The following is a 23570-nucleotide window of genomic DNA, read 5'->3' as shown; positions in this document are numbered from 1 at the left end:
TCGGCATTTCAAGCCTTGCTCCATGTTATGAATGTCGTAAGTATCTAAATAAGGACAGTGCTAAGAGGCAAGAGTAAGGAAATTTCGAAGCACGCCCACTATATGCTGCAGCGCAACGTCGTTTCTACTAATTAGATAGCTGAAGATTTGTTTCTGCGTTGCTATCTTTTTCTGCTGAATGTAACTGTGAAAATCTTTGGCGCTAGTAAAATTTGTGCGCTGGGCTCGAAAGGGAAAGTCCAGATTCGTTTGACTGTCCGCATAGATAGCCTTTTCGACGCTCTCAATCGGAATTGTATAAACACTCGGGTGCGAGGTAAACTTCTCGTTTTTTTGATCCCCGTCAAGGATAGCAATAACTTTTTCCGGGGACGATAAGAATTGTTCCCGCTCGTTGTGCTTCATTAGTCCGACGACCTGTGTCCCTCCACCTACAAATATAACCTTGTAGCGAAAAAAACAGTCGTGACAAAACGTTTCTATTAAGGCTTCAATGAAGCCTAGAAGCACCTCGTCTTCGGTAAGAATATATCTATCCCACCCAGCAAATCCAAACAGCCGAGCTTTGGCATAGCTATAGGATGTTGGATTTATCGAAACAACGCCGTTATTCTCATTAACGTAAAACAGCTCACTGGCCTCGAGTTGTCGCATCAGGGCAAGTGAGTGTGTCGTGAACAAAATCTTTCGGTTATATCGAACACAGAAGGCTCTTAACCATCCCGCCAAATTAGCCTGCGCTGCCGAGTCGAGGGAAATGTCGATTTCATCAATGACGATGAGCCGGGCAGCTCCTTTGATGGTTCGATAAAGATTTATGAGAAAATACTCTCCAGAGCTTAGATAGTCTTCGCGAATATATGTCCCGTCGTTTTTTACGATGGCATAGTAGCTCTTTCCCTTGACCTTCACTTCCACCATACTTGAATAACGTGCAGTGCCATACATCGCGGTAAGGAAAGCAACGAGCTCTTCAGGAAATTTATGATTACGGAGAGCTATCGCCTTACGGATGTCTAAATCCGCCTCGCTAGCGCTCTTGAAGTAATTGAAACGTGTACCATGAGGCATTGGTAGCTCGGCTGCGATAAGGTCACGCAGAGCAGGCGGTATGATCTCCTTACAGTTTAAAGAACGGATTTTTTCGTCGTATTCAAATACAACCGTGTCCTCATCCAAGACATAGTTGATTCTGCTGGCAGCTGAAAAAGCGTATGGCGTAGCGGTCCTGACGAAAGTATCAGCACTGGCAAGATTACGGAGTGATCGAACTAATGTGGTTTTGCCGGTACCGTTTCGGCCTACTAGGCACACCAATCCAGGGGCCGACAAGTCCAAATCAAACGTCAGACTGACAACGTGCTGAATCGACTCAAGTGTTACTTGCAGGTGATTCACTGAGCAGACCTGTGGAGAAAGCTGTCTATTACGGTACTCCCAAACTTAGTTCTAAGTTTTTGCAGGTATGCCTGATCGGCCGAATAAACATAACTTATAAGCCCGCTCAGTCTCTGCAGACCCTCTTCCATCCCCTCGCTTCTTTCTTCTACGAATATTTTCGCTAACCGGGATCGGTCTGTCACATAAAAATGTAGTAGAGACTCGATCCTATTTTTAACATCACGATCCACAACAATATTGCCGGTTGGCAAAATAACAAGCCCGAGAAGCTTTACCTTTCTTCCAACTGTAGTGATTTTAGTTTTGCTATAGTTAATTCTGAATCCATCACCTAGCTCGGCTTTAAGGCATCCTTCGACTATTTCATTTGCATCTTCAACTGCCAGGCGATGACCCGCTGAAAGGATGATATCGTCAGCATAACGGGTATATATCCATTTTCGCTCCCTACTAACCGCGCCCAGGCGCTGATCGAATCCGAATAAGCAAGCATTACTCAGGATTGGGGATGTGGAATAGCCGATCGGCAGCTTACCGTCGATAGTTAGAACGTCGAGAATATGGTCAATATAATTAGGCAGGTCAGAGATAGGGGTATTAGCTCGGCTAAGGACCGCCTGAATTAGATCTGAAGTAATGCTTTCGAAGAAAAGCTCGAGATCAGTCTGATAGAAAGCGCGGCTATGAGCATGAGGTGTAACGGCCTGAAGCAGCGTTGCACCTTTGCGATAAGCGAACGAAACCGAGTGGTCAACCGGAAGATATTCAAGAAGAAATCCATTAAGAAAATAATGAAATTCTTTTAGAATTGGAGATGGCTTATATATGGTTCGATTTTTCCACCGAACGGGGCTGTAATGTTCTTCAGGCCTCAATGCCAAGAACTCCTCGAACCGATACTTTTCGTGATACATCGCATCAAACAGCTGATGCAGCGGCCTTAGAGTCATCGAGCAGTTCCTGAAATTCCTTCACGGTCGCAGGTAAGAATTTTAACTGCAAGTATGTAGGATGCATACGAAACGCCCGGTCGGGCGTAAGCCAGCGACCGGGCATGCGTAAGTAGATAAATCGCCCTAGGGACCAGACATTAGACCGGAGCTCCTCCTAGTCGCTGGTATGAGAAAATTCTAACACATTGGACGGGACTGGGGAAGCGGTACCCAAAAGGAGATGCTGCTTTGACCTGGAGTGTTGGTAAGTCGCGCTCGCCTAAATTTACGCCTTTTCGATTTGTATCGCTCGGCCTTAGCACACCTCAACGGTACTGCGACCTGAAGTGTACAATCGACAAGTGGATGAGCTAGCACGTAGTGGCAATCTGGTAACGAGCCCCGTTTTGCGGGCTCGTTACACTCCTGCGTCCCATACAGCCGTATGGCTTCGCACTCGTTATACATTTCTCTCTTGTGCGTCCAAGCGCTGGACCTCTGCTCGAGTTGTTTCGATGAGCTTGCCGCTTGCTGCCTGCAAACGCAACAACACGTAGCCAGCGCCGATGAGCTGTGCATCACGGTCAGGCAGATTCGGAAGGAGTTCTTGTATGTCAAATGCGCGTGCCGAAGCGAGGCGCCTCATGCCCAATGGTCCGCTATTGATAAGTTTCATCTCGGCGTCATGCAGCGACAGCACATGGCCCGTCGCCTCTTTTCGAGGTATCGAAGGTACAGCCGCCACTTGTACCAGTGGCAGGTCGTCATGGGCAGGTTCTAGCGTGCCAAGCCTCTTAGCTTGTGAGATCATCTTAGCTCCTTTCAAAAAGATTCAATGTAAAGGGCGAGGCGCACTTCGTCCATGACGAACTGCTGACAAGAAGTTTCACAGACAATCGCCTTCGCCGACGAACACTGATGTCGAACGCACCAAAGTTTCCGCTATGAAAAAATCGTTGGATGACAGCATTTCTACAGCAATCGTACATACGATCGACCGCCTAACTGAGTTTTTTGTTAGAGCTAGCGCAGCGAAAACTATTTGGAACAACGAATACATCGAACTCCTTCAGTTCGATCGGGTGATTCGAGACTTCTGGATCGATAGAGGTTTTACGGAAGACATACTGGAAGAGCGCTACTTGATCGATAGCGCCTGGGATCTTCTGCAATGCAATTTCCGGTTTGAGCGGCCTGCGGAATTTCTGTATGACGATCGGATCGAACGCGCGTTTTGCCAGAACATCGCTGAGTTTCGAAATCGTTATGTCAATGCATTTAGAATGATAGATCTTCCGGTATTGGAGAGATTACGGGCAGCCGAGCTTCTTCGTCCTTTCGAATTAGACTCAACCATTCAAGCAGCGTGCGGGCTTTTCAGTAAGGAATTTCGCTGCTTAAGTGAGCCATCAAATGGAGAACTTAAGCTCGTACCTACGGACCTTTCCGATATCATAGAAAAGCTACTTCGTCGTTATCCGATATTTTTGTATCCGTCGGCACGTATGTTTTTCTTTGCTCCGTCCGATGTCGGGATGAATTCTGAAGGATTTGCTCCTGCGTTCGGCGCCACCTACGACATAAGTGCTGAGGACTTCCTTGAGGCTCTTGATGAATACAAATTTCGTTTTCAAATGGCTCGCCGTTATTTTTCACCAAGTTCCGATGGCGCACGCCTTAGTTCAGATTGGAAGATAACTGATCAACTTGCTAAGGCATTTATCGGCAAGCCGACACGCTCTAATATATATGTAAGCCAAAAAAATAGTATCGCCGTAACCCTTTGCTCGATGCGCGTTTGGGAACTCGTTCACGCCGAGGGGAAGGACGTATCAGAGGCAATCGATGAGGTGGCGCAAGCTTTTGGAAAGCATGACAAGGCAGCCCGCAATAAAAAGGTTGCTGATCGCTATTTTAGGATCTTAGAAAAAATTAATGACGTCGCCGAGCAATATCGTTCTGAGTATGGGTGTGAATAGGCTTTATCTGAAGCACGGTTACAGAATCCTATTGAATTTCTATAGCGGCGACGATATCTCGACGCTCCGAATAATGCGCTTGAACTTTATTTTTTATTCGCAGGCATTAGTAATTCTAGCCAAATTACCTACCGGCCGAATACTGGCTTTCAACCAGATATTTACCTCTGATAAATTTTAATGCAGGACATCGGCCCGGGGAGGGTATGTATCCTTGAGCCTATGCAGAGTCATGCGGCAGTTGCACGTCGCTTACTACGCTTTCGCACTTTTCAACTAGCGATAACTGCGTGTTTTCGTTAATTTGCACATTACCCGTTAAATTCGAACTTATCCGAAATTTAAGAAGCGACATAATAGCAAGTCACTCTTGCTAATGCATATCGTTTCGGCCACCTCCAAAGTGTTTTCTCAAAGCGAGCTATCCAATACTCGAGTGAGCAGACTTCTCAAGTTTTTAGCTCGGCCAATGCAGATCGCACCGCCAGAATAATTTCTCCCTTGGGATCATCTATCTCAACGCTTGCCGTGCTGGTGTTGCCTAGTATAATAAATCCCTTAGTTGAGCCATCAAATCGTAACTGGACCTTTTCAAGCGTATATTTTCGATTCTGCGTTAGATCCTGATACGACGATCTGACATCGATCGTGCCTTTGACAATCATTTTGGCGGTGACATTTTCTTTCAGCGCTAACGAGTTAATCTGCACCGAATCTATCACCGAGCTGCGCCTTGATAAAATTTGGATTTTTTCGGCCCACGAAAGAACGTTTACAGGATCCGTAGATACCGAAAGCTGAAAATCGACGAGTTCCGACAACTGATTGATCAAAGCCTGGACGCTTCGCGGCGGCTCGTATAGCTCTATGCTCGGCTGTAGCGCCGAAACCCGAAATGTGCTTTTCCTAAATTCGACTCTATCAAAAAATAATTCTTTGCCGAACGGGTCGATGACTGAGTCTTTATATTCAATGCGTTCAATATACCTCGCCTCTAAAAAGTCATCTCGAACGCGATCAATAACAAAACCATGCTTAACCTCAGAGGTAAATGGTTTTGTTTTTATTCTGGCAGCAAGTGTGCCGACAGTTATCGGCCAGTCGGCGCTTAACCACCTATATCGAGCCATCAGTGCCCCCTGGGACGCCGCTCGGTTTGTTGGCATCCTCCTTAAGATCGGAAATGATCTTACGCGCTGTGTCTTCTAAGGAGGCAAATAGTGCAGCCTTTTCGGCGTCAAGCATTGGCGCTATCGACTTCCGGTGCCCGCCTTTATGTGCTCTGAATGCCCCCGTGATTCCGTACTTAAATCCTTTCCCATCTTTGCGATCTTGAAACGCTGCATCGAATTGCACAATGTCCGGGGGCTCACTCTGTATTTCAGCACGCCACGAAATCGCAGTGATATAAAATCCTCGATGTATGAGCTCTTTATATTCTTTGGACTGGACTAAGTTCTGGCCGCTAAGATGCATGCTGTGAACTACCGCAGCGAACATTAGTGCATCCGCACCTGCTTCGTCTTGATCCTCAAGATCCAACGCATCGTCGTATTCCCCATCCTCAGAGCGCTCCGATGAGACTTTTAAGCTCATCACGTTAATTAGTTTTAACCCGGGCATTTGAGAGATCAACTGCGTGAAAAATCGTGATTTTAGTGCCGCAGTTGTAATTCCAGTCAGTTCTATCTTGTCGACTGAAATACGTTCTTTTCGTTTGCGCTCGACTCTATCTGTTAATTCTGAAATGATTCTCTGCGCTTTTTCCGTCGCTGGCAGTCGAGCGATAGTACGTCCATCTTGCACAACGAATTCGATCTCCGCCTCTTGCCTTTCCTTTTGCAGTAAGCGCGTCTTTGTTCTATTGAACTCATCATATCCCACTCGCACTATATAGCTTCCGTTGCTAGCAGGCCGATGTGTAACGCGCTCCCTGTCACCAAATGAGCTTTCATAATCCGCGGTCGCCTCTTTGATCTCCTCAGGCGTGAGTAGCGCGTTAAGCCTTACAGAGGTTGTTTTCTCTCTGCGCGGTCCAGGGTCTCGCTTTTGCATTATCAAAGCAACGTCGTGGAACCCATGTGGCAATACGGAAATATAGTCTGCTAATTGTTCCCGCTCATCCTCTGGCGAGCAGAAGATGCCGCGATCTCGCAAAATTTCCCGGAGGACCGACTCCGTCAAACGCTGCTTTCCGGATATCAGTAAATCGTAGATATCGTTATCATTCGCACTGAGGTGATCCAAAAAGGAGGTCATGACCAAGTTCCCAAGTCGATATTGGAATAAGTTGTTTTAATATGCGACATTGTCTCATAGCGAATGTTTAAAACATATTCACCCAAGTCTGTTGCAGCACCAGCAAGCCCATCAACGTATTTTAACTTCGCTTTTTGAAACATCGGGGAGGATATTCGTGAAGCATCTAACGTCTTGATAACTACATCGGTACGGCCGTCCAAGAGATCGTACTTTCTTAGTGTGTCTATTAAGTACATGAACTCGTCCGGTGTTTCGCCATTACGTCCGTAGAAAACGACTACGCCACGTTGATCCAAGCCACGGGGGTCCCTGTGCTCCAGAATGATAATTGGAGAGGTGAGCGTTTCCAAAGTAGCCGCTTTGGCTTTTCTCACCTGCAAATTAGCTCGCCGCATCAACTGCGGATGGAAGTATGAGCAATACTCCGCAGATGGAATTTCAGGCTTTTTCTTCCCTCTCATGCGCTGAATTTCGTCACGGACGTTGTCGAGCCAAAATATCTCTCTTGGTCCAAGAATATATAATTTACTACCTCTCGGTAATAGCAGCGATTCCGGTGTGATACCCAGCAAAGTAGAGTTAAAGTCTTTATCGTACTCGCCGTCATGGTTATAAACGAAGAGCAGACCGCTAACAGCAAAGGTGACGTGTTCTTGGGTATGAAGTTGTCTCCATTCGTCACTTCGTTCTGCGCATGCAACTTGTTTAGCCAAGCTTTCGGCCGCTGCTTTGACCGCTGAAGAGGTGATCGAACCTTTTGCGTAACTTTTCAAATCACAGTGGATATATGTTTGACGAGCAGCGTATGGCTCATCGTAGTAGTAAACTACATCGCAAGGATGTGTCTTGACTTGGTGTATGTCTTGGTCTTCGCATGGCCAATCATGATTAGTTGGGCCAAGCTTATTCCAAAAAAATTCGCTGAACAGTTCGCTTGCCATAATTTCAGCCTGCTCAGCTGTATGATCGGTCTCCAAACATCCCCCTGTTGATTTAGCCTTGGTAAGCCTCGTGATATGCGCAAGGCGACTAACGCCATTGCGTTCTACCAAGTATAGCTGTTATCGGGAGGTTATTACCAACAAGAAAAGTTGTCGTTAGACGGTCTGGTTGGAAGTCAGACAGTCGTTTCACTTGGTTGAAGTCGACTGGAGCGAGCAACCCGCTCCCCTACTTCAGCGAATTTTAGCGATGCGCGGAAGGTAGATTTGCAGGTTCGCGAGACGCGTTTGCTAGCGCTTGGTCATATAGCCCATACATAGTTCTTCGCAAGGCGTCCCAACTCGATCGCGCAAAAGCCCAGTCTGTGTTCTCGGGCGCAGGATCAAAATCCCCACGGTAGACCAGGCGACCAACCAGCTCAGCAGATCTAAGCTTCTTATGAAGTGTCCAAGGGATGACTATATCGACCTGCGCCTTGTTCATGAGGGCCCTGCGTAGTTCATAGAAGCGATTAGTCGGACGAGCGCTAGTGAGCACCGTCTTAGCAGCCCTAGGGTCGCGTCCGTTCAGGTAACCGCGAAGAATATGGGTTTCCAATTCGGTCAACCTCGCGAAAACTTCTGGGCGAGGCGCCTTGCAGCGAAGATCGTCGTCGAGGTGGAGTGTCCCGCGGACCAGTTCATTGAATAGCTGTTTATACCGCTCCTCAGCGTACGCATGTCGCCAACTCTCTGCTGAGGTGAGGCCACGCTTCTGCAAGAGCCGAGCCCCTAACTTAACCTCAATGCGGACGATGGTTGGAGAGAGTGCCCGCAACGCCGAAATCGGCGTGCCTTCTTTGAAGGCACAATGAGACAGATCGGTCTTGTTGTAGATGGTGAGTTCATAGTCGCCTCGATCAATGTAGACCGTGTCGTTGCTTGAACTGAGAACGGTGCATTTGTCGCCGTACAGAGCTCTGCCCACATCACGAACTGCTTCAACCAAGCTGCGCGCGTCTGCCATTCCAGCGCATTCCTGAGGATATGACAGAGTTACACCTGCAATACGTATGTCGGCGAGTGTGAGCTTGTCCAGCTCTATACCAGGCACGCCGGATTCAGCCATCCAGATCTTCAGAAGGTAGAACGCGGACACGGCTGCCGCAAACACGCTTGTGCCGTGAACCACATTCTGACCAGCTACAGCATTTGGAATGTTGAGACTGGCCTCGATCTTGGTCGGGACGAACTCCCCGTCTATTAGTTCGGTTCGCGTCCGCCAAGAGGTCTTGGCATCGCTCAGTGGGCTCTTCTGCGTTGACTGTTTGTCATACTGACGTTTGACCACGCCCTGCGGACTAATATCGCGTCCGATGGTTGCATCAATGTCCATGCGAGCTTGTCTGCTCATCTTGGTAAGGTCGAGAACGGCGCGGATCGAATCGGTCATACTGAACTCCGGTTAGCGTTAACCTAACCAGGCGATGCTTTGGTACTAGCTCCTCTGGTTAGGCGCATGGACAATCTGATATTGGCAGTCATGCGGAAGTGAATCGGCAGCTAGCGTTTGAGTTCGGTACGTTGATGGTGCCGTAGCGGTGGCGCGCGTCGCTGCAAATTGACAACCATCACATGATTTTTCGCACTTTATATAGCATGCAAAGTCATACGCGACGCACATCATTCAAACTGAGCACAAACGCGTCTGAAGGGCCGGCGGAGCCCTCCGCAAGCCGCTTTGACATGAACTACGCTCACATTGCTCATACTTAACCGTGACAGTTAAGTGCCTTGAGAAACGGTAGACATAGACCGAACCGGTCTATGTCTTGCGCTTTGCCGAACGCTTTGACAGATCACCTAAGCATGCGGCGGAACGATCTTCAACTGGGGCGGGCTGCGCTCGACCACCTATGATAGAAAACGTTCTACTACGGACCTTCACTAATGGGCCCGTCTGCGCTTTCTGCTTTCTCATCGCATTGTTGAGCCTAAGGCGATCCGAAATAGCTTGCTTTTCAGCAGCTGTCGGCCCGGGATCGTCTGCCCGATCGGACCATTCGGTTGGCTTACTGACACTCGGCCCCGCCCGTACAACTGGTGTCGAATCTCCCTGCGATACGCTAGGCGCCGGGCTCGCCTTGCGAACAATCTTACGACGAGCGGGGTTCGCCTCAAGACCCGTCTTTTCGACTGACTTACGCGCAGCCATCCAATGCTGAATTTCAGAAGACAGCCATCCTACAGCGCGAGCCCCGAGTGCCGTTCGCATCGGAAAGTCTCCTGCTGCCATCATGTTGTAGATCGTCGCCCTAGAGAGACCAGTAACCGCAGTTACCTGCTTGATCCTGAGGTACATGTCGTCGGTCACTTAGCCTCCACACCATTCATTTTCGCTGTACGCGCGCTGTCAACGTAATCAGCCCAGTACTGCATCATCGTACGTCGATCATCGATAAATTCGGCATGATTGTATGCTCTTCGGACCTCGTTTCGCTCCACATGCGAGAGCTGCCGCTCGATAATATCGCCACGAAAGCCACTCTCGTTCAGGATAGTGCTGGCGGTAGCCCGAATCCCATGTGGTGTTAGCAAGCCGTCGTACCCCATACGTTTGAACATCATGTTCAAGGTGCTTGCACTCATAGGCTTATCGAGGCTTGAGTTACTGGGGAAGAGGTAGGCTGATCCGGAGCACAGCGGTTTGAGCTCGCGGAGCATGCGGACGGTTTGTTCGCTCAAAGGCACTTGATGCCCCCCATGTCTGCGCCCCTTCTCCTCGGTTGGCATTTTCATTCGTTCGGCAGGGACAGTCCAAACATTCATATCGAAATCGAACTCTTCCCACTTTGCGTGGATGAGTTCCCGTTTTCGTACGAACGTCAGAAGCAGCAAAATGGCTGCCGACTTGGTGGTGAGGTAACCGGGATAGCAGTCCAATGCGGCAAGAAAGCCGCCGAGTTCGGAAGCCTTGAGCCACGCGCGATGCTGCTTTGCAGGCATGTCGCCATCGGCCCATCCTACAAGGCCACGCGCGACATTCAAGGAAACCATCAGTTTGCGCTTTCCGTAGTCAAAAATCTGCACTGCAGTCTGACGTACGCGGTCAGCGGTTTTTGCGCCCGACCGCGCGCGCGCGCCTTCGAGCACGGCGAGAAGCGTCTCGCTCGAAATTTCGCTCAATGGCAGCCGCCCAATGTATGGCGAGAGGTCTCGGCGCATGTAAAGGCTATGGGTCTCCCTCCATACCGCTGAACGACGCGCCTCTTTTCCAGCAAACCAGGCTGTAGCCACATCATCGAACGTGTTGCTAAGAGCATTACGCCGCTCGAGCTTCTGCATCTTCTTTTGTTGCGCCGGATCTGTTCCGTTTGCCAGTGCCGCACGCGCATCAAGGTGCTTCCTGCGCGCGGTCGCAAGGGAAACGTCTGGATACCTTCCGAAAGTAACAGTAACCCGCTTCCCGTTTGAACGGTAATCATAGCGCCACGATTTCAAGCCCGTAGGGGTGACGTACAGGTACAACCCCTTCTCATCGGCGAATTTCTGCGCCCTCTCGACAACTCGAATAGCCTTGACGCTTCGGTCCGTCAGCTTGACGGTATTTGCTTTAATTGACGTGTTCATACCGTCAATCATACCGTCGAGCTTTCAATAGATCAATCTGTCTAAAGCTGTCCAGCAGGAATGCAAACCCTTGAATTTTATACGTTTTTATTCAGCGCGAGACGGTATTAGATGCTCCTAGCATGCGCTCGACGTAGCGCGCGATCAGGTCGATCTCGAGGTTGACCTTGCTGCCTGCGCGCAGGTGCTTCAGGGTCGTGACCTCGATGGTGTGCGGGATCAGGTTGATCGAGAAGCGGCACACCTTGGCGCCGTTCGCTTCCAGGTCTTCCACGCGGTTGACGGTCAGCGACACGCCGTTCACCACCACCGAGCCCTTGTAGGCCAGGAACTTGGCCAGTTCCTGCGGCGCATCGATCACCAGCTCGTGCGATTCGCCCACCGGCGCGAAGCTGTGCACCGTGCCCAGGCCGTCGACGTGGCCCGACACCAGGTGGCCGCCCAGGCGCTCGGCCAGGGTCAGGGCCTTTTCCAGGTTGACTTCGCCGGCGGCGTCCAGGCCCGCGGTCTTGTTCAGGCTTTCGCGCGAGACGTCGACGGCGAAGCTGTTATCGGTCTTGGCGACCACGGTCATGCAGGCGCCGTTGATGGCGATCGAGTCGCCCAGGATGACGTCGCCCAGCGGCAGGCTGCCGGCGTCGATATCCAGGCGCACGCCCGCGTCATGTCCACCCGCCAGCGGCGAGACCGAAGTGATGTTGCCGACAGCGGCGACGATTCCAGTAAACATACGGCTTGATTCCTCAGGTTGATTCTAGGGGTTGTTCTTGTTGTTCGAAGCGGGCCAGGATGCGCAGGTCGGCGCCGACCTGGCTCACGCCGTGAAAGCGCAGTGCGTGTTTATCGGCCAGCCGGGCCAGTGGAGGCAGCGCGAACATGCCCTGCCCGGCGCCGATCAGGCTCGGCGCCAGGTAGACCAGCAGCTCGTCGACGCAGCCTTCACGCACCAGCGAGGCGTTCAATTTCGAGCCGGCTTCGACATGGACCTCGTTGATCTCGCGCCGGCCCAGTTCGCGCATCAGGGCCGGCAAATCGACCTTGCCGGAAGCGTTGGGCAGCACGATGATTTCATGGCCAGCATCACGCAGCTGCTTCGCCTTGTCGCCATCGTCGACTGCAACCACGATCCAGCACGGCGCGCCCTGCAGGATGCGTGCATTCAGGTCGATCTCGAGGCGGCTGTCGACGATCACGCGGCGCGGCTGGCGTGCATTGACCACATCCATGTCGATCCCGCGCACCGTCAGTTGCGGATCGTCCGCCTTCACCGTGCCGATGCCGGTCAGGATGACGCAGGCGCGGGCGCGCCAGGCATGGCCGTCGGCGCGCGCCTCGGGCCCGGTGATCCACTGGCTTTCGCCATTCTCCAGCGCCGTGAAGCCGTCCAGGCTGGCCGCCGTCTTCAGGCGCACCCAGGGCAGGCCCTGGCGCATGCGCTTGAAGAAGCCGATGTTCAGTTCGTGGGCTTCGCTCGCCAGTTCGCCCATCGCCACCGCGATGCCGGCCGCTTCCAACTGGGCCATGCCGCGCCCGGCCACCAGCGGGTTCGGGTCGCCCATCGCCGCCACCACGCGCCCCAGCCCGGCCTCTACCAGCGCCTTCGAGCAGGGCGGCGTGCGGCCATAGTGGCTGCAGGGCTCCAGCGTGACGTAGGCAGTGGCGCCGCGCACGTCGTTGCCGCGGGCGGCGGCGTCGCGCAGGGCCTGGATCTCGGCATGGGCCTGGCCGGCCGGCTGGGTATGGCCGGCGCCAATCACGTCCCCATCCTTGACGATCACGCAGCCGATGCGCGGGTTCGGCGCGGTGATATACATGCCCTTTGCGGCCCATTCCAGGGCCAGCGCCATGCCTTCGGTATCGCTCTTGATTTGCACTGTGTTCAATGTGGTTGGTTCAGGAAGGCGCCTCGGCGCCTTCGCAGTTGGCGTCGCGCTGCGGATCGCAGACGCGGGCGCGGCCCAGCATGTTGATTTTAATACGCCGGATCGCACTGCCGTAGAACAGCGACAGCGTGCCCCAGCGCGCCGACGCGCTGCTGGTATCGCTGCAACTGCGCCCGGCGCCATTGTAGGCGATGTAATACGGCGCTGCAGGACTGGTGAAGGCAAAGACCGACGCCACGCCGCTCGGCAGCGGCCCGTGCACGGCGATGATGTCGTCCGGCGGACCGGGTTCGCCATCGCCGTCGCGGTCGGCGAACACGGTCCAGCCGCGCGCCCACTGGGTGCCCTCGGGGTCGCGCGGCACCATCTTCACGCGCTCGTTGCGCGCAATGGCCTGGGCACGCGCCAGGTTGATGGCGCCGAACAGATCGTTGGTGGCGCTGCGCACCTGCTGGGCGTGCACCAGCGCCTGCAGGTTGGGCAGGCCGACGGCGAGCAGGGTCGCCGCGATGGCGGTGACGATGATGAGTTCGGGCAGCGTCATGCCGCGCTGTGGCTGTGTGCTCATGGCCAGCAGCGTGACGAGGTGCCGCTGGCGCCCTGCTCGCCCGTGCTGCGCATGCTGAGCGTGCCGCATGCGCTGTCGCGGTAGCTGGCGTCGACGTTCGGCGTGCCCGGCGTGGCGACGATCTCGACGCAATCGCGCAGCGCACTGTCCGGGCAGGCGCGCGCCTCGAGTTCGTAGGCGCTCTCCGGCGCGTGGTTGCCCGACCACCAGCGCTGGCCCTCGACCGGCGCCGCCGCCGAGAACGCGACATAGCTATGGTGCAGCGCATGGTGGCGTTCCTGCTGCTGCATGGCGTCGATCAGCGCCACCTGCCCTTCGATGCGGCGCATCGTCGCCAGGTGCTCGGCATAGCCGGGATAGGCGATCGCCGCCAGGATAGCCAGGATCAGCAGCACGACCATCGTTTCGATCAGGGTAAAGCCGGGACTGCGGCACATCGTCGTTCTCCTTCGCTTGAGGGTGGATGTCAGAGCGTGGCGGCGTGCAGCTCAGGCCAGTTGGCGACCTCGCGCCAGCCCAGGCGCCGCGCGGGCGCGGTGGCGCTGGCGCGGCGGTAGTGGCCCTGCAGGACCACGCGCGTGGCCTCGCTGGCGCCGAAGCCGATGGCGGTGATGCGGTAGACCGGATCGGCCGCCGGGTAGTCCAGCAGTTCGACGATGTAGCGCGGCGGCCGGGCCGGCAGCAGGCCAAGGCCGGTCGGCATCGCGGCGCCGGTGAAGCGGCCGTATTCGACCGACGCTGCGCCGGCGAGATCGACCGCCTGCCACGATGGAATGCCCGGCGCCGGAACGAGTCGGCACAGGCCCGCATGTTCGGCGCTGCCGGCACAGGCGGCGATGAAAGCGGAAGCGTTTGCCGCGACGAAGATCGCAGTACGCGGCGAGGCCGGACCTGCCGCGCCGGCGATATCGCGCTCGGCGTCGAACAGCGCCACCTGCGCCGACTGGTGGGCAATATGGCGGTCGCGCTCATGGCGTGCCGACTTGACGGCGGCCAGCGACGCCCGTGTGCTGGAAACGGACATCATCAGAACGGCCAGCATCAGGAACAGGACCGTGACCAGCGCCGCGCCGCGCTCGCGTTCTTTTCGAAGGGTATCCATTGCGGTCTCAAGGGACGGCGGCGCCGGTTGCATACACGGCAGTGAATAGCCTTCGCAGCGGTTGCCTGGGTGCACCCTCGCCGCTAGCGAGCTCGGCCTGTGTCAGGCGCACACCCGGGTCGCCCGCCGCGTGCGCATCGCTGTACGCCTGCCCGAACAAGTCGTAGCCAGCCGGGGCCGCCACTGTCGATGGCCGCTCGCCATGCAGCAGCAAGGCCACCTTCACATTCGTCACCCGCTTCCACCAGGTTTTGGCATTCCGGTCCGCTTCCAGGTCGGCGGGCGTGGCGCCGCTCGGCGCCAGCGCCGCATCGAGCGCGTTCAGCGCGCTGGCGTTCACGAAACGGTTGGCGATGCCGTCGCGCGGCGTGTCGGTGTCGATGCCGTACAGGACCTGGAAACCATCGACGCCGGCCACCACCGCATCCGCGCCCCAGCTCGTCGTGCCGCGGTACTTGCAGCGCAGTTCATCCTGGCCGTCGCCGTTGCGCGCCACATAGAAGATGCTCCAGCCGTCCTCGGCTTCGTGCACCGGAAAGCCCGCGCAGTTGAGCACGCTGCCGTCGCCATCCGGCCCCGCCCCGGCGCCGCCGTAGCGCACCGCCAGCACGTCGCTATGGTTGACGCTGGCAGGAAACGGACTGTCGATGCCGAAGCTGGCCTTGCCGATCGAGCGATCGTCGAGACCCAGCAGCGGAGCCGGCGCAGCGGGGGCCGGCCCGGCGGCGCCCAGGCGCTCCCAATCGGCAAAGGCGCCCTGGCGCACGGCGCGCCCGATGACTTCGAGCGCATAGCGGCCGTTGTCGTCGATGGCAGCCGCATCGGCATGGCCGGCATACGCCGCGTTCGCGCCAAGCAGCAAGGTGGAACCGGCCAGCAGCACGCCGAGACCGAGCGACAGCGCCACCAGCAGCTCGACCAGCGTCATGCCACATTGACGGACCGCGGCCTTCATCCCGGCACCGCCATCGTGACAAAGGCCTGCGCGCCGCTCGCCGGCTGCCCCTGGCGCGCGTGCAGGCGCCAGCCGAGCTTGATGACGATCGGAGCTTGCGCCGAACTGACGCACTCCCAGTCGGGCGCCTGCAAGGCCGGATTCCACACGGCGGCATCGCGGCAGACCGCGATACGGCCACCCGGGAAAGCACGCTGCACGAGGCGCGCCGTTTCATACAGGTCGAAGCGGGCCAGGCTGGCAGGGTCGCAGTCGGCGCCATCGAAACACTGCACGGGCGCGGCGTCCGGGTCGCCGTCGTCGGCGTCGTAGTCGAGCTGGAGGTAGGGGTTGGCCGCGTCGGGCAGCGCCATCTGCGCCGGATTGGCCAGCATGCGCGCCGACAGCGAGGCCGCCAGCTGCACGGCTTCGGATTCGAGCGCAGCCTGTTCGCGCAGGCGCGCCACGGTCGATTGCGTGGCCGCCGCACCGATGGCGCCGACGGCCAAAATGAACATCGCGACCAGTACTTCGACCAGCGTAAAACCCTTGGCACCACAGCGTTGCACGGCCACCTCCACAGGTTCAAGGCGCGGGAAATCCGCGCGAGCTGTGAAGTTATCAGCGAGCTAAGGTGCACCCATGCGGCCGCTCAAGCGTGCGCGCTTGCCAAACTTGTGTGTGCCAGGGTCGCGTAGAACCGCGGATTTATTTGCGCGGATGCCCGACTTCGGCAAGCGCCTGCTGGAACTCGGCGAGGTCCTTGAAGTCTTTATAGACGGAGGCAAAGCGGATGTAAGCGATCTCGTCGAGCCGCTTGAGTTCCTGCATGACCAGTTCGCCGACATAGCCGGTATCGACTTCGCGGCGGCCGCTGGTGAGCAGTTTTTCCTCGATCGAGGCGACGGCGGCGTCGATGGCTTCGGCCGAGACCGGGCGCTTGCGCAGGGCCAGCATCAGGCTGCCGCGCAGCTTGCTGGAGGCAAATTCGGTGCGGCTGCCGTTTTTCTTGACGATGATCGGCATCGACAGTTCGATGCGTTCATAGGTGGTGAAGCGCTTGTCGCATTGCACGCAGCGGCGGCGGCGGCGGATGGCGTCGCCTTCCTCGGATACGCGCGTATCGAGGACCTGGGTATCTTCATGCTGGCAGAACGGACATTTCATGGGGCGCCGATGGTGCTGATGATGCGGATGGTGCGGGGTGATGCAAGGAACGGCGCCATGCTTCCGGCGCCGTTCCTGAACTCTACTACGTTTGCAGCGTCGTGACGATTACGCTGCGTACACCGGGTACTTGTCGGTCAGGACCTTGACTTCGGCCTTCACGCGCTCGATGGTGGCGGCGTCGTGCGGGTTGTCCAGCACGTCGGCGATCAGGTGGCCCACTTTCGCCGCGTCTTCTTCCTTGAAGCCGCGGGTGGTGAAGGCCGGGCTGCCCAGGCGGATGCCCGAGGTCACGAACGGTTTCTGCGGGTCGTTCGGAATGCCGTTCTTGTTGCATGTCATGTGCGCCTGGCCCAGGATCGCTTCGGCTTCCTTGCCGGTCAGGCCTTTCGCGCGCAGATCGACCAGCATCACGTGCGACTCGGTACGGCCCGACACGATGCGCAGGCCGCGCTCGATCAGGGCGTCGGCCAGGGCCTTGGCGTTCTTCACGACCTGCTGCTGGTAAGCCTTGAACTCCGGCGACAGCGCTTCCTTGAAGGCGACTGCCTTGCCGGCAATCACGTGCATCAGCGGGCCGCCCTGGATGCCAGGGAAGATCGCCGAGTTGATCGCCTTTTCGTGCTCGGCCTTCATCAGGATGATGCCGCCGCGCGGGCCGCGCAGCGACTTGTGCGTGGTCGAAGTAACGAAGTCGGCGTGCGGCACCGGGTTCGGGTACTCGCCTGCGGCGATCAGGCCGGCGTAGTGGGCCATGTCGACCATGAAGTAGGCGCCGACTTCCTTGGCGATGCGGGCGAAGCGCTCGAAGTCGATGCGCAGGGCGAAGGCCGAGGCGCCGGCGATGATCATCTTCGGCTTGTGCTCGCGCGCCAGGCGTTCCATGGCCTCGTAGTCGATGTCTTCCTGCTCGGTCAGGCCGTAGGAAATGACGTTGAACCATTTACCCGACATGTTCAGCGCCATGCCGTGGGTCAGGTGGCCGCCTTCGGCCAGCGACATGCCCATGATGGTGTCGCCCGGTTTCAGCATGGCGAAGAACACGCCCTGGTTGGCCTGCGAACCCGAGTTCGGCTGGACGTTGGCGGCTTCCGCGCCGAACAGTTGCTTGACGCGGTCGATTGCCAGCTGCTCGGCAACGTCGACGTATTCGCAGCCGCCGTAGTAGCGCTTGCCCGGATAGCCTTCGGCGTACTTGTTGGTCAGCTGCGAACCCTGCGCCTGCATCACGGCCGGCGAGGTGTAGTTTTCCGACGCGATCAGCTCGATGTGATCTTGCTGACGGGTGTTTTCCTTCTGAATCGCATCCCACAGTTCCGGGTCAACATTGGCCAGCGTGTGATCTTTTGCAAACATGAACAAAACTCCAATCGATAAGAGAACCAGACAGGGCAGAGCCGGATCGGCAGGAAGCCTGGACGCAACCGGCCGCGCGGCAGAGGTCTGCTGCGCGTGCACTTTGTCGGTTGCCCAGGCGAACGGCGGATGAGGTCTCACGCTCCACGGTGGTAGCCACCTTGCCGCAGAGCCAGGCCCGTGCGGTTTTCGCCAGTCACGTGAGACGCAAATGGAGCTCGGATTGTATGTGATGTGCCCATTCAGGGCAAGGAAACTGCCCGGCTGCCTGCAAGTGGCCTTAAAGAGCTGGCAACATGATTGTTTCGGCTACAATCATCGGGTTCAGCCAACCCGAGGACTCATCATGATCGTTTTCATCACCGGCGCATCGGCCGGCTTCGGCGCCGACATGGCGCGTACGTTCGTCCGCAACGGCCACCAGGTCGTGATGGCGGCGCGCCGCAAGGACCGCCTCGACGCCCTCGCCGCCGAGCTGGGCGAATCGGCGCTGCCGGTGGAAATGGATGTGACCGACAAGGCCTCGATCGAGGAAGCGCTGGCCCTGCTGCCGCAATCCTGGCGCCCGATCGACGTGCTGATCAACAATGCCGGCCTGGCGCTGGGCACCGCGCCAGCCCACGAAGCGCCGCTGGAAGACTGGGAAACCATGATTGCCACCAATTGCCAGGGCCTGGTGACCATGACCCGCGCCATCCTGCCGGCGATGGTCGAGCGCGGCAGCGGGCTGATCATCAACCTGGGCTCGGTGGCCGGTCATTACCCTTACCCGGGCGGCAACGTATACGGCGCCACCAAGGCCTTCGTCGAGCAATTTACCCTGAACCTGCGCGCCGATCTGGTCGGCACCGGCGTGCGCGCCACCAACCTGGCGCCGGGCCTGTGCGGCGGCACCGAGTTCTCGAACGTGCGCTTCAAGGGCGACGATGCGGCCGCGGCCAAGGTGTACGAAGGCACCACGCCGCTGACCGCGCAGGATATTGCCGATACGGCGTACTGGATCGCGACCCTGCCGCCGCACATCAACGTCAACCTGATCGAGCTGATGCCGACTTGCCAGGGGTTCTCACCATTCAACATCAAGCGCGCGTAGTCGCTCGACGTTACGGATGGGATTGCTGTTGTAGGGTGGGCACTCGTGCCCACGCGGTATGGGACTCATGCCTACATGTCTGCTGTTTTCGTCCGGTCTGCTCAAGAGGTCGAGCCGCGTGGGCACAAGTGCCCACCCTACCACGGCAGCTATGCGATTACCCGCGACGAATACCGCTGGCCTGGAGCATATGCACACCGTGCGCCCCACCTCTGATAATTGTGAGAAAGTGTTACAGTTGTTGTCTTGACAGGGTTGCATCTCGTCTACTACCTCGCAATCCTGGCAATTCACCAGCATGCGCCTGGTCGCGCTCTCCATCCGCCATGTTCGCTGGAGTACATATGCGGAATCGAATAGCGTAAAATGTTTCCTATTATCATTTATGGCTTGTAGCATGCCCTCCGTTTTCACCTGGCCTGTCAGGGTCTATTACGAAGACACCGACGCCGGCGGCATCGTGTTCTACGCGAATTACCTGAAGTTCTTCGAACGCGCGCGCACCGAATGGCTGCGCGCGGCGGGCATTGGCCAGCAGGACCTGATCGCTTCTGACAATGCCGGCTTCGTGGTGAAAAGCGCCACCATCGACTACCACGCGCCGGCGCGCCTGGACGACGAAATCACGCTGACCCTGGCGGTCGAAAAGCTCGGCCGCGCCTCGGTGCAGTTCGCGCAGAAGGCCTATCGCGGCGACCAACTCCTGGCCGAAGCCAGCGTCAAGGTCGGCTGCGTCGACCTCGCGTCTGTACGGCCGCGCTCGCTCCCCGGCCACGTGGCTGATAAAATGCGTGCCGCTTAAATAAACCGACAATATTGCCCAACCGATGACCCCGACCCACGACCTTTCCTTCATTGCCCTGATCAGTAACGCGCATATCCTGGTGCAGCTCATCATGCTGTTGCTGTTGCTGTTGTCGGTCTTCTCGTGGTCGTACATCTTCCGCAAGCTGTTCGCGATCCGCGCCGCACGGCGCCAGACCGAGCAGTTCGAGCGCAGCTTCTGGGCCGGCGGCAACCTGCACACCCTGCACCAGAGCGCCAGCGCCCAGCGCGACCAGAGCGGCGCCCTGGCCCGCATCTTCGAAGCCGGCATGGGCGAGTTCATCAAGGGCAAGCAAGCCTCGCGCGACGCCCTCGACATGGGCGCAGTGCTGGACGGCGCCCGCCGCGCCATGCGCGCCGCCTTCCAGCGCGAACTCGACGCCCTCGACCTGCACCTGAACTTCCTGGCGTCGGTCGGCTCGGTCTCGCCCTACATCGGCCTGCTCGGCACCGTCTGGGGCATCATGAACGCCTTCCGCGGCCTGGCGAATGTCCAGCAGGCGACGCTGGCCGTGGTTGCACCCGGCATTGCCGAAGCGCTGATCGCCACTGCCATCGGCCTGTTCGCCGCGATTCCTGCCGTGGTCGCCTACAACCGCTTCACCCACGACATCGACCGCCTGGCGATCCGCTTCGAGAGCTTCGTCGAGGAATTCTCGAACATCCTGCAGCGCCAGTCGCGCTGATAGTCAGGAGGAACCGACATGGCCTATTCCGGCAGCAGCATGCGCAGCGGGCGCCGCAGCAAACTGAAATCCGAGATCAACGTCGTGCCCTACATCGACGTGATGCTGGTGCTGCTCATCATCTTCATGGCGGTGCCAGCGAACGAGACGCCAAATGTGGTGAATTTGCCACGCGCCGAAAAGTCGACGCTGCCGCCTGACACCTATATCCAGATTTCGATCAAGCCGAACGCGGAACTCTCGATCGGTGTCCACGGCAAGGAATCGACGCCGGCCGAAAGCATGGACAACCGCGCCGCCCTGCTCGCCCGCCTGCGCACCCTGCACCAGGACAACCCGGATTATCCGGTGCTGATCGCCGGCGACCGCGAAAGCAAGTACGAGGAAGTGATCGAGATGATCTCGGAAGCGAAGAAGATGGGCATTGCCCGCGTTGGCCTTGCCACCCAGTAAAGAGTCATACCAGTAATGAAGCCAGCTTCCCCCGGCGCCCCATACACGGTGCCGCCCGAACCGAGCCGCATGCCAGCGATCCTGCTGGCGCTGGCCGTGCACGCCCTGCTGCTGGCCTTTTTGTATTTCGGTATCAGCTGGCAGAGCAATACGCCGATCTCGGTCGAGGCGGAAGTCTGGGACATGAAGGTCGAGACGGCCGCCGCGCCGCCGCTGCCGGCGCCGGTTGTGGAACCTGAGCCGGCACCCGAGCCGGAACCGGAACCCGAGCCAACGCCTGCCCCACCGCCGCCACCGCCGGCGCCGAAAGTGGTGGAGCCCGAGCCAGTCAAACCGACTGCGCCGGACATCGCGCTCCAGCGCGAGAAAGAACGCAAGCTGGAACAGGCGAAGAAGGAACGCGAGCGCGAAATCGCGGAACAAAAGAAACGCGAAGAACGCGAAGAACAGCGGCGCAAGGAATTGGCCGAAGAGAAGCGCCGCGAGGATGCAAAGGAACGCGACGAGCAGAAAAAGCGCGAAATCGCCGAACAGAAGAAAAAAGAAGAAGAGAAGAAGAAAGAAGCCGAGAAGAAGCTCGCCGTCGAGAAAGAAAAGGCTGAGAAAGCCGAAGCCGACAAGAAAAAGAAACTCGCCGCCGAAAAAGCCGCGAAAGCAAAAGCCGACGCCGCCGAAAAGGCCCAGCTCGATAAACTGCGCGACCTGGAACTCAAGCGCATTGCGGGCGCCGCCGGTTCGACCGGCAATGCCCAGAAATCGAGCGCTCCAAAACTCGACAGCGGTTACCAGGCGGCGATTGCGGCCAAGGTCAAGAGCAATACGGTCTATCCGGGCGGCGACGAGCCGGGTAATCCGACCGTCGAATTCCGCATCGAGCAACTGCCGACCGGTGAAATCCTGTCGGTGCGCAAGACCAAGAGCAGCGGCGTTCCGGCTTTCGACGAAGCAGTGGAAAGGGGCATTAACAAATCGTCACCACTACCGAAGAAAAAAGATGGTACGGTAGAACGGTCTTTCCCACTCGTCTTCAAGTTAAAAGATTTGCAGTGACCACCAGTATTCAAGTATTGAGAGGCCCATGAAGAAACTACATACCCTTCTGTTCAGCGTTTCCCTCCTGATGGGCAGCGCCGCGCACGCGCAATTCCGCGTCGAAATCGCCGGCGTCAGCAGCACCCAGATTCCGGTCGCCGTCGCCGCCTTTGCCGACGAAGGCGTGGCGCCCGACCAGGTGTCGGCCATCATCCGCGCCGACCTGGAACGCAGCGGCGTATTCAAGGTCATCGACGCCGGCCAGGTGATCAGCGACAGCGCGAATATCGACGCCGGCGCCTGGAAAGCACGCGGCGCCGATGCACTCGTCGTCGGCAGCGTATCGCGCCAGCCGGACGGCCGTTTCGCCGTGCGCTATAAACTGTTCGATACCGTCAAGGGCGGCCAATTGTCGGCCCTCGGCGGCGAAGTGCAGCCGCGCTATACCCGCCTGCAAGCCCACCGCATTGCCGACGACGTGTACGAAAAACTGACCGGCGTGCGCGGCATTTTCTCGACCCGCATCGCCTACGTGAAAGAAAACCGCGCCGGCCGCAATTACGCGCTGGCCGTGGCCGATGCCGACGGCGAAAACGAAATCATCGCCGTGCAGGGCCGCGAGCCGATCATTTCGCCATCGTGGTCGCCGGACGGCGGCAAGGTTGCCTACGTTTCCTTTGAAGACCGCAAGCCTGTGATCTACATGCAGGACCTGGTCAGCGGCAAGCGCCGCGTCATCGCCAACGAAAAAGGCAGCAATTCGGCGCCGAGCTGGTCGCCGGACGGCAGCAAGCTGGCGATCGCCCTGTCGAAGTCGGGCAGCTACCAGGTGTATATCGTGAATGCCGACGGTTCCGGCCTGCGCCGCCTGTCGAACAGCAACGGCATCGACACCGAGCCGCAATTCTCGGCCGACGGCCAGACCATTTATTTCACCAGCGACCGCAGCGGCGGCCCGCAGATTTACAAAATGAGCGTGAATGGCGGGAATGCGACCCGCGTCACCTTCAATGGCAGCTATAACATCAGCCCGCGCGTGGCTCCAGACGGCAAGACCCTGGCCTGGATTTCGCAGCGCGACGGCGGATATTCCCTCTTTGCGATGGACCTGGCCAGCGGCCAGGAACTGCGCCTGGCCGATGGGGCCACCGAACCGAGTTTTTCGCCTAACGGCAAGTACATCATGTATGCGAACAAAGGCGGCGGGCGTACTGCGCTGGCCGTGGTTTCGGTGGATGGACGGGTCAAGCAACGTTTGACCACCAAAGCGGGAAACATTCGGGAGCCCAGCTGGGGTCCTTTCATGAAGTAATAGCAGTAAATCACTAACCAAGACCAGGAGAGAAA

General features: G+C 57.3%; 25 protein-coding genes and 1 riboswitch. Of the genes, 7 read left to right on the top strand and 18 right to left on the bottom strand.

The genetic code is table 11. The annotated features are described in order from the left end of the window. Positions 1–60 precede the first annotated feature (60 nt). From ACWYRN_RS17125 to ACWYRN_RS17115, 3 genes are all read right to left on the bottom strand, one after another. Positions 61–1398: an AAA family ATPase gene (locus tag ACWYRN_RS17125; RefSeq protein WP_488688770.1), complete on the bottom strand. Its 1338-nt coding sequence runs from the start codon at positions 1396–1398 to the stop codon at positions 61–63. Next, the gene (locus ACWYRN_RS17120) at positions 1395–2351 is read right to left on the bottom strand and encodes a reverse transcriptase domain-containing protein (RefSeq protein WP_488688769.1); all 957 of its coding nucleotides are present in this window, start codon (positions 2349–2351) and stop codon (positions 1395–1397) included. The genes ACWYRN_RS17125 and ACWYRN_RS17120 overlap by 4 nt, the downstream gene beginning before the upstream one ends. 442 nt (positions 2352–2793) lie before the next feature. After that, on the bottom strand, positions 2794–3144 hold the full coding sequence (locus tag ACWYRN_RS17115; protein WP_488688768.1) for a hypothetical protein: 351 nt from the start codon (positions 3142–3144) through the stop codon (positions 2794–2796). Between the two features lie 133 nt (positions 3145–3277). Between ACWYRN_RS17115 and ACWYRN_RS17110 the strand changes: the two genes are divergently transcribed. After that, complete coding sequence (locus ACWYRN_RS17110; RefSeq protein ID WP_488688767.1) at positions 3278–4312, top strand: hypothetical protein; 1035 nt, start codon at positions 3278–3280, stop codon at positions 4310–4312. Positions 4313–4761: 449 nt separating this feature from the next. On the opposite strand, the gene ACWYRN_RS17105 is transcribed toward ACWYRN_RS17110, so the two are convergent. From ACWYRN_RS17105 to glyA, 15 genes are all read right to left on the bottom strand, one after another. Further along, positions 4762–5442, bottom strand: coding sequence for a hypothetical protein (locus tag ACWYRN_RS17105; RefSeq protein ID WP_488688766.1), 681 nt, complete (start codon positions 5440–5442; stop codon positions 4762–4764). Further along, complete coding sequence (locus tag ACWYRN_RS17100; protein WP_488688765.1) at positions 5429–6571, bottom strand: hypothetical protein; 1143 nt, start codon at positions 6569–6571, stop codon at positions 5429–5431. The genes ACWYRN_RS17105 and ACWYRN_RS17100 overlap by 14 nt, the downstream gene beginning before the upstream one ends. Further along, complete coding sequence (locus ACWYRN_RS17095) at positions 6568–7515, bottom strand: PD-(D/E)XK nuclease domain-containing protein (RefSeq protein WP_488688764.1); 948 nt, start codon at positions 7513–7515, stop codon at positions 6568–6570. Before ACWYRN_RS17095 ends, ACWYRN_RS17100 begins: the two co-directional genes overlap by 4 nt. 244 nt (positions 7516–7759) lie before the next feature. Beyond that, positions 7760–8947, bottom strand: coding sequence for a hypothetical protein (locus tag ACWYRN_RS17090; protein ID WP_488688763.1), 1188 nt, complete (start codon positions 8945–8947; stop codon positions 7760–7762). A gap of 372 nt (positions 8948–9319) precedes the next feature. After that, positions 9320–9790 carry a helix-turn-helix transcriptional regulator gene (locus ACWYRN_RS17085; protein WP_488692835.1) on the bottom strand — a complete coding sequence of 157 codons (471 nt, stop codon included), beginning with the start codon at positions 9788–9790 and terminating at the stop codon, positions 9320–9322. A 74-nt stretch (positions 9791–9864) separates the two neighbouring features. Then, positions 9865–11124 carry a tyrosine-type recombinase/integrase gene (locus tag ACWYRN_RS17080; RefSeq protein ID WP_488688762.1) on the bottom strand — a complete coding sequence of 420 codons (1260 nt, stop codon included), beginning with the start codon at positions 11122–11124 and terminating at the stop codon, positions 9865–9867. Positions 11125–11215: 91 nt separating this feature from the next. Continuing rightward, positions 11216–11854, bottom strand: coding sequence for a riboflavin synthase (locus ACWYRN_RS17075; protein WP_488688761.1), 639 nt, complete (start codon positions 11852–11854; stop codon positions 11216–11218). Positions 11855–11867: 13 nt separating this feature from the next. Beyond that, entirely contained in the window at positions 11868–12971 is a 1104-nt protein-coding gene (gene ribD, locus ACWYRN_RS17070) for a bifunctional diaminohydroxyphosphoribosylaminopyrimidine deaminase/5-amino-6-(5-phosphoribosylamino)uracil reductase RibD (protein WP_488692834.1), read from the bottom strand. Between the two features lie 46 nt (positions 12972–13017). After that, entirely contained in the window at positions 13018–13575 is a 558-nt protein-coding gene (locus ACWYRN_RS17065) for a GspH/FimT family pseudopilin (RefSeq protein WP_488688760.1), read from the bottom strand. Continuing rightward, positions 13572–14012, bottom strand: coding sequence for a type IV pilin protein (locus ACWYRN_RS17060; protein ID WP_488688759.1), 441 nt, complete (start codon positions 14010–14012; stop codon positions 13572–13574). Before ACWYRN_RS17060 ends, ACWYRN_RS17065 begins: the two co-directional genes overlap by 4 nt. A gap of 29 nt (positions 14013–14041) precedes the next feature. Next, the gene (locus ACWYRN_RS17055) at positions 14042–14677 is read right to left on the bottom strand and encodes a pilus assembly PilX family protein (protein WP_488688758.1); all 636 of its coding nucleotides are present in this window, start codon (positions 14675–14677) and stop codon (positions 14042–14044) included. Positions 14678–14684: 7 nt separating this feature from the next. Beyond that, the gene (locus tag ACWYRN_RS17050) at positions 14685–15632 is read right to left on the bottom strand and encodes a PilW family protein (protein ID WP_488688757.1); all 948 of its coding nucleotides are present in this window, start codon (positions 15630–15632) and stop codon (positions 14685–14687) included. Beyond that, positions 15629–16180 carry a type IV pilus modification protein PilV gene (gene pilV / locus ACWYRN_RS17045; RefSeq protein WP_229439361.1) on the bottom strand — a complete coding sequence of 184 codons (552 nt, stop codon included), beginning with the start codon at positions 16178–16180 and terminating at the stop codon, positions 15629–15631. Before pilV ends, ACWYRN_RS17050 begins: the two co-directional genes overlap by 4 nt. A 139-nt stretch (positions 16181–16319) precedes the next feature. Next, complete coding sequence (gene nrdR / locus ACWYRN_RS17040; protein WP_229439362.1) at positions 16320–16778, bottom strand: transcriptional regulator NrdR; 459 nt, start codon at positions 16776–16778, stop codon at positions 16320–16322. Between the two features lie 108 nt (positions 16779–16886). Then, entirely contained in the window at positions 16887–18134 is a 1248-nt protein-coding gene (gene glyA, locus ACWYRN_RS17035; protein ID WP_488688756.1) for a serine hydroxymethyltransferase, read from the bottom strand. Positions 18135–18239: 105 nt separating this feature from the next. After that, a riboswitch (ZMP/ZTP riboswitch) is annotated at positions 18240–18344 on the bottom strand. Positions 18345–18480: 136 nt separating this feature from the next. On the opposite strand from glyA, the gene ACWYRN_RS17030 reads away from it, so the two are divergent. From ACWYRN_RS17030 to tolB, 6 genes are all read left to right on the top strand, one after another. Further along, the gene (locus tag ACWYRN_RS17030) at positions 18481–19227 is read left to right on the top strand and encodes an SDR family oxidoreductase (protein WP_488688755.1); all 747 of its coding nucleotides are present in this window, start codon (positions 18481–18483) and stop codon (positions 19225–19227) included. A gap of 397 nt (positions 19228–19624) precedes the next feature. Continuing rightward, positions 19625–20029 (top strand): tol-pal system-associated acyl-CoA thioesterase, encoded by a 405-nt coding sequence (gene ybgC / locus ACWYRN_RS17025; RefSeq protein WP_229439365.1) that lies wholly within the window; start codon positions 19625–19627, stop codon positions 20027–20029. 25 nt (positions 20030–20054) lie between these two features. Further along, a complete protein-coding gene (gene tolQ, locus ACWYRN_RS17020) occupies positions 20055–20738 on the top strand; it encodes a protein TolQ (protein ID WP_229439366.1) in 684 nt (227 codons plus the stop codon). An 18-nt stretch (positions 20739–20756) separates the two neighbouring features. Continuing rightward, positions 20757–21191, top strand: coding sequence for a biopolymer transporter ExbD (locus ACWYRN_RS17015; RefSeq protein WP_229439367.1), 435 nt, complete (start codon positions 20757–20759; stop codon positions 21189–21191). Between the two features lie 15 nt (positions 21192–21206). Continuing rightward, positions 21207–22241 carry a cell envelope integrity protein TolA gene (gene tolA, locus ACWYRN_RS17010; protein WP_488688754.1) on the top strand — a complete coding sequence of 345 codons (1035 nt, stop codon included), beginning with the start codon at positions 21207–21209 and terminating at the stop codon, positions 22239–22241. A 28-nt stretch (positions 22242–22269) separates the two neighbouring features. Next, positions 22270–23535 carry a Tol-Pal system beta propeller repeat protein TolB gene (gene tolB / locus ACWYRN_RS17005; RefSeq protein ID WP_488688753.1) on the top strand — a complete coding sequence of 422 codons (1266 nt, stop codon included), beginning with the start codon at positions 22270–22272 and terminating at the stop codon, positions 23533–23535. Positions 23536–23570: the final 35 nt, after the last annotated feature.

The sequence above is a fragment of the Massilia sp. BAP21 genome (genome assembly GCF_057801335.1).
This window is presented reverse-complemented; position numbering and strand designations above follow the sequence as displayed.

Bases quoted from the DNA above. Each gene is read 5' to 3' on its own strand.
- ACWYRN_RS17120 (WP_488688769.1), bottom strand. From the start codon at position 2,351: ATGACTCTAAGGCCGCTGCATCAGCTGTTTGATGCGATGTATCACGAA.
- ACWYRN_RS17115 (WP_488688768.1), bottom strand. From the start codon at position 3,144: ATGATCTCACAAGCTAAGAGGCTTGGCACGCTAGAACCTGCCCATGAC.
- ACWYRN_RS17110 (WP_488688767.1), top strand. From the start codon at position 3,278: ATGAAAAAATCGTTGGATGACAGCATTTCTACAGCAATCGTACATACG.
- ACWYRN_RS17105 (WP_488688766.1), bottom strand. From the start codon at position 5,442: ATGGCTCGATATAGGTGGTTAAGCGCCGACTGGCCGATAACTGTCGGC.
- ACWYRN_RS17100 (WP_488688765.1), bottom strand. From the start codon at position 6,571: ATGACCTCCTTTTTGGATCACCTCAGTGCGAATGATAACGATATCTAC.
- ACWYRN_RS17095 (WP_488688764.1), bottom strand. From the start codon at position 7,515: ATGGCAAGCGAACTGTTCAGCGAATTTTTTTGGAATAAGCTTGGCCCA.
- ACWYRN_RS17090 (WP_488688763.1), bottom strand. From the start codon at position 8,947: ATGACCGATTCGATCCGCGCCGTTCTCGACCTTACCAAGATGAGCAGA.
- ACWYRN_RS17085 (WP_488692835.1), bottom strand. From the start codon at position 9,790: ATGGCAGCAGGAGACTTTCCGATGCGAACGGCACTCGGGGCTCGCGCT.
- ACWYRN_RS17080 (WP_488688762.1), bottom strand. From the start codon at position 11,124: ATGAACACGTCAATTAAAGCAAATACCGTCAAGCTGACGGACCGAAGC.
- ACWYRN_RS17075 (WP_488688761.1), bottom strand. From the start codon at position 11,854: ATGTTTACTGGAATCGTCGCCGCTGTCGGCAACATCACTTCGGTCTCG.
- ribD (WP_488692834.1), bottom strand. From the start codon at position 12,971: ATGGCGCTGGCCCTGGAATGGGCCGCAAAGGGCATGTATATCACCGCG.
- ACWYRN_RS17065 (WP_488688760.1), bottom strand. From the start codon at position 13,575: ATGAGCACACAGCCACAGCGCGGCATGACGCTGCCCGAACTCATCATC.
- ACWYRN_RS17060 (WP_488688759.1), bottom strand. From the start codon at position 14,012: ATGTGCCGCAGTCCCGGCTTTACCCTGATCGAAACGATGGTCGTGCTG.
- ACWYRN_RS17055 (WP_488688758.1), bottom strand. From the start codon at position 14,677: ATGGATACCCTTCGAAAAGAACGCGAGCGCGGCGCGGCGCTGGTCACG.
- ACWYRN_RS17050 (WP_488688757.1), bottom strand. From the start codon at position 15,632: ATGAAGGCCGCGGTCCGTCAATGTGGCATGACGCTGGTCGAGCTGCTG.
- nrdR (WP_229439362.1), bottom strand. From the start codon at position 16,778: ATGAAATGTCCGTTCTGCCAGCATGAAGATACCCAGGTCCTCGATACG.
- glyA (WP_488688756.1), bottom strand. From the start codon at position 18,134: ATGTTTGCAAAAGATCACACGCTGGCCAATGTTGACCCGGAACTGTGG.
- ACWYRN_RS17030 (WP_488688755.1), top strand. From the start codon at position 18,481: ATGATCGTTTTCATCACCGGCGCATCGGCCGGCTTCGGCGCCGACATG.
- ybgC (WP_229439365.1), top strand. From the start codon at position 19,625: ATGCCCTCCGTTTTCACCTGGCCTGTCAGGGTCTATTACGAAGACACC.
- tolQ (WP_229439366.1), top strand. From the start codon at position 20,055: ATGACCCCGACCCACGACCTTTCCTTCATTGCCCTGATCAGTAACGCG.
- ACWYRN_RS17015 (WP_229439367.1), top strand. From the start codon at position 20,757: ATGGCCTATTCCGGCAGCAGCATGCGCAGCGGGCGCCGCAGCAAACTG.
- tolA (WP_488688754.1), top strand. From the start codon at position 21,207: ATGAAGCCAGCTTCCCCCGGCGCCCCATACACGGTGCCGCCCGAACCG.
- tolB (WP_488688753.1), top strand. From the start codon at position 22,270: ATGAAGAAACTACATACCCTTCTGTTCAGCGTTTCCCTCCTGATGGGC.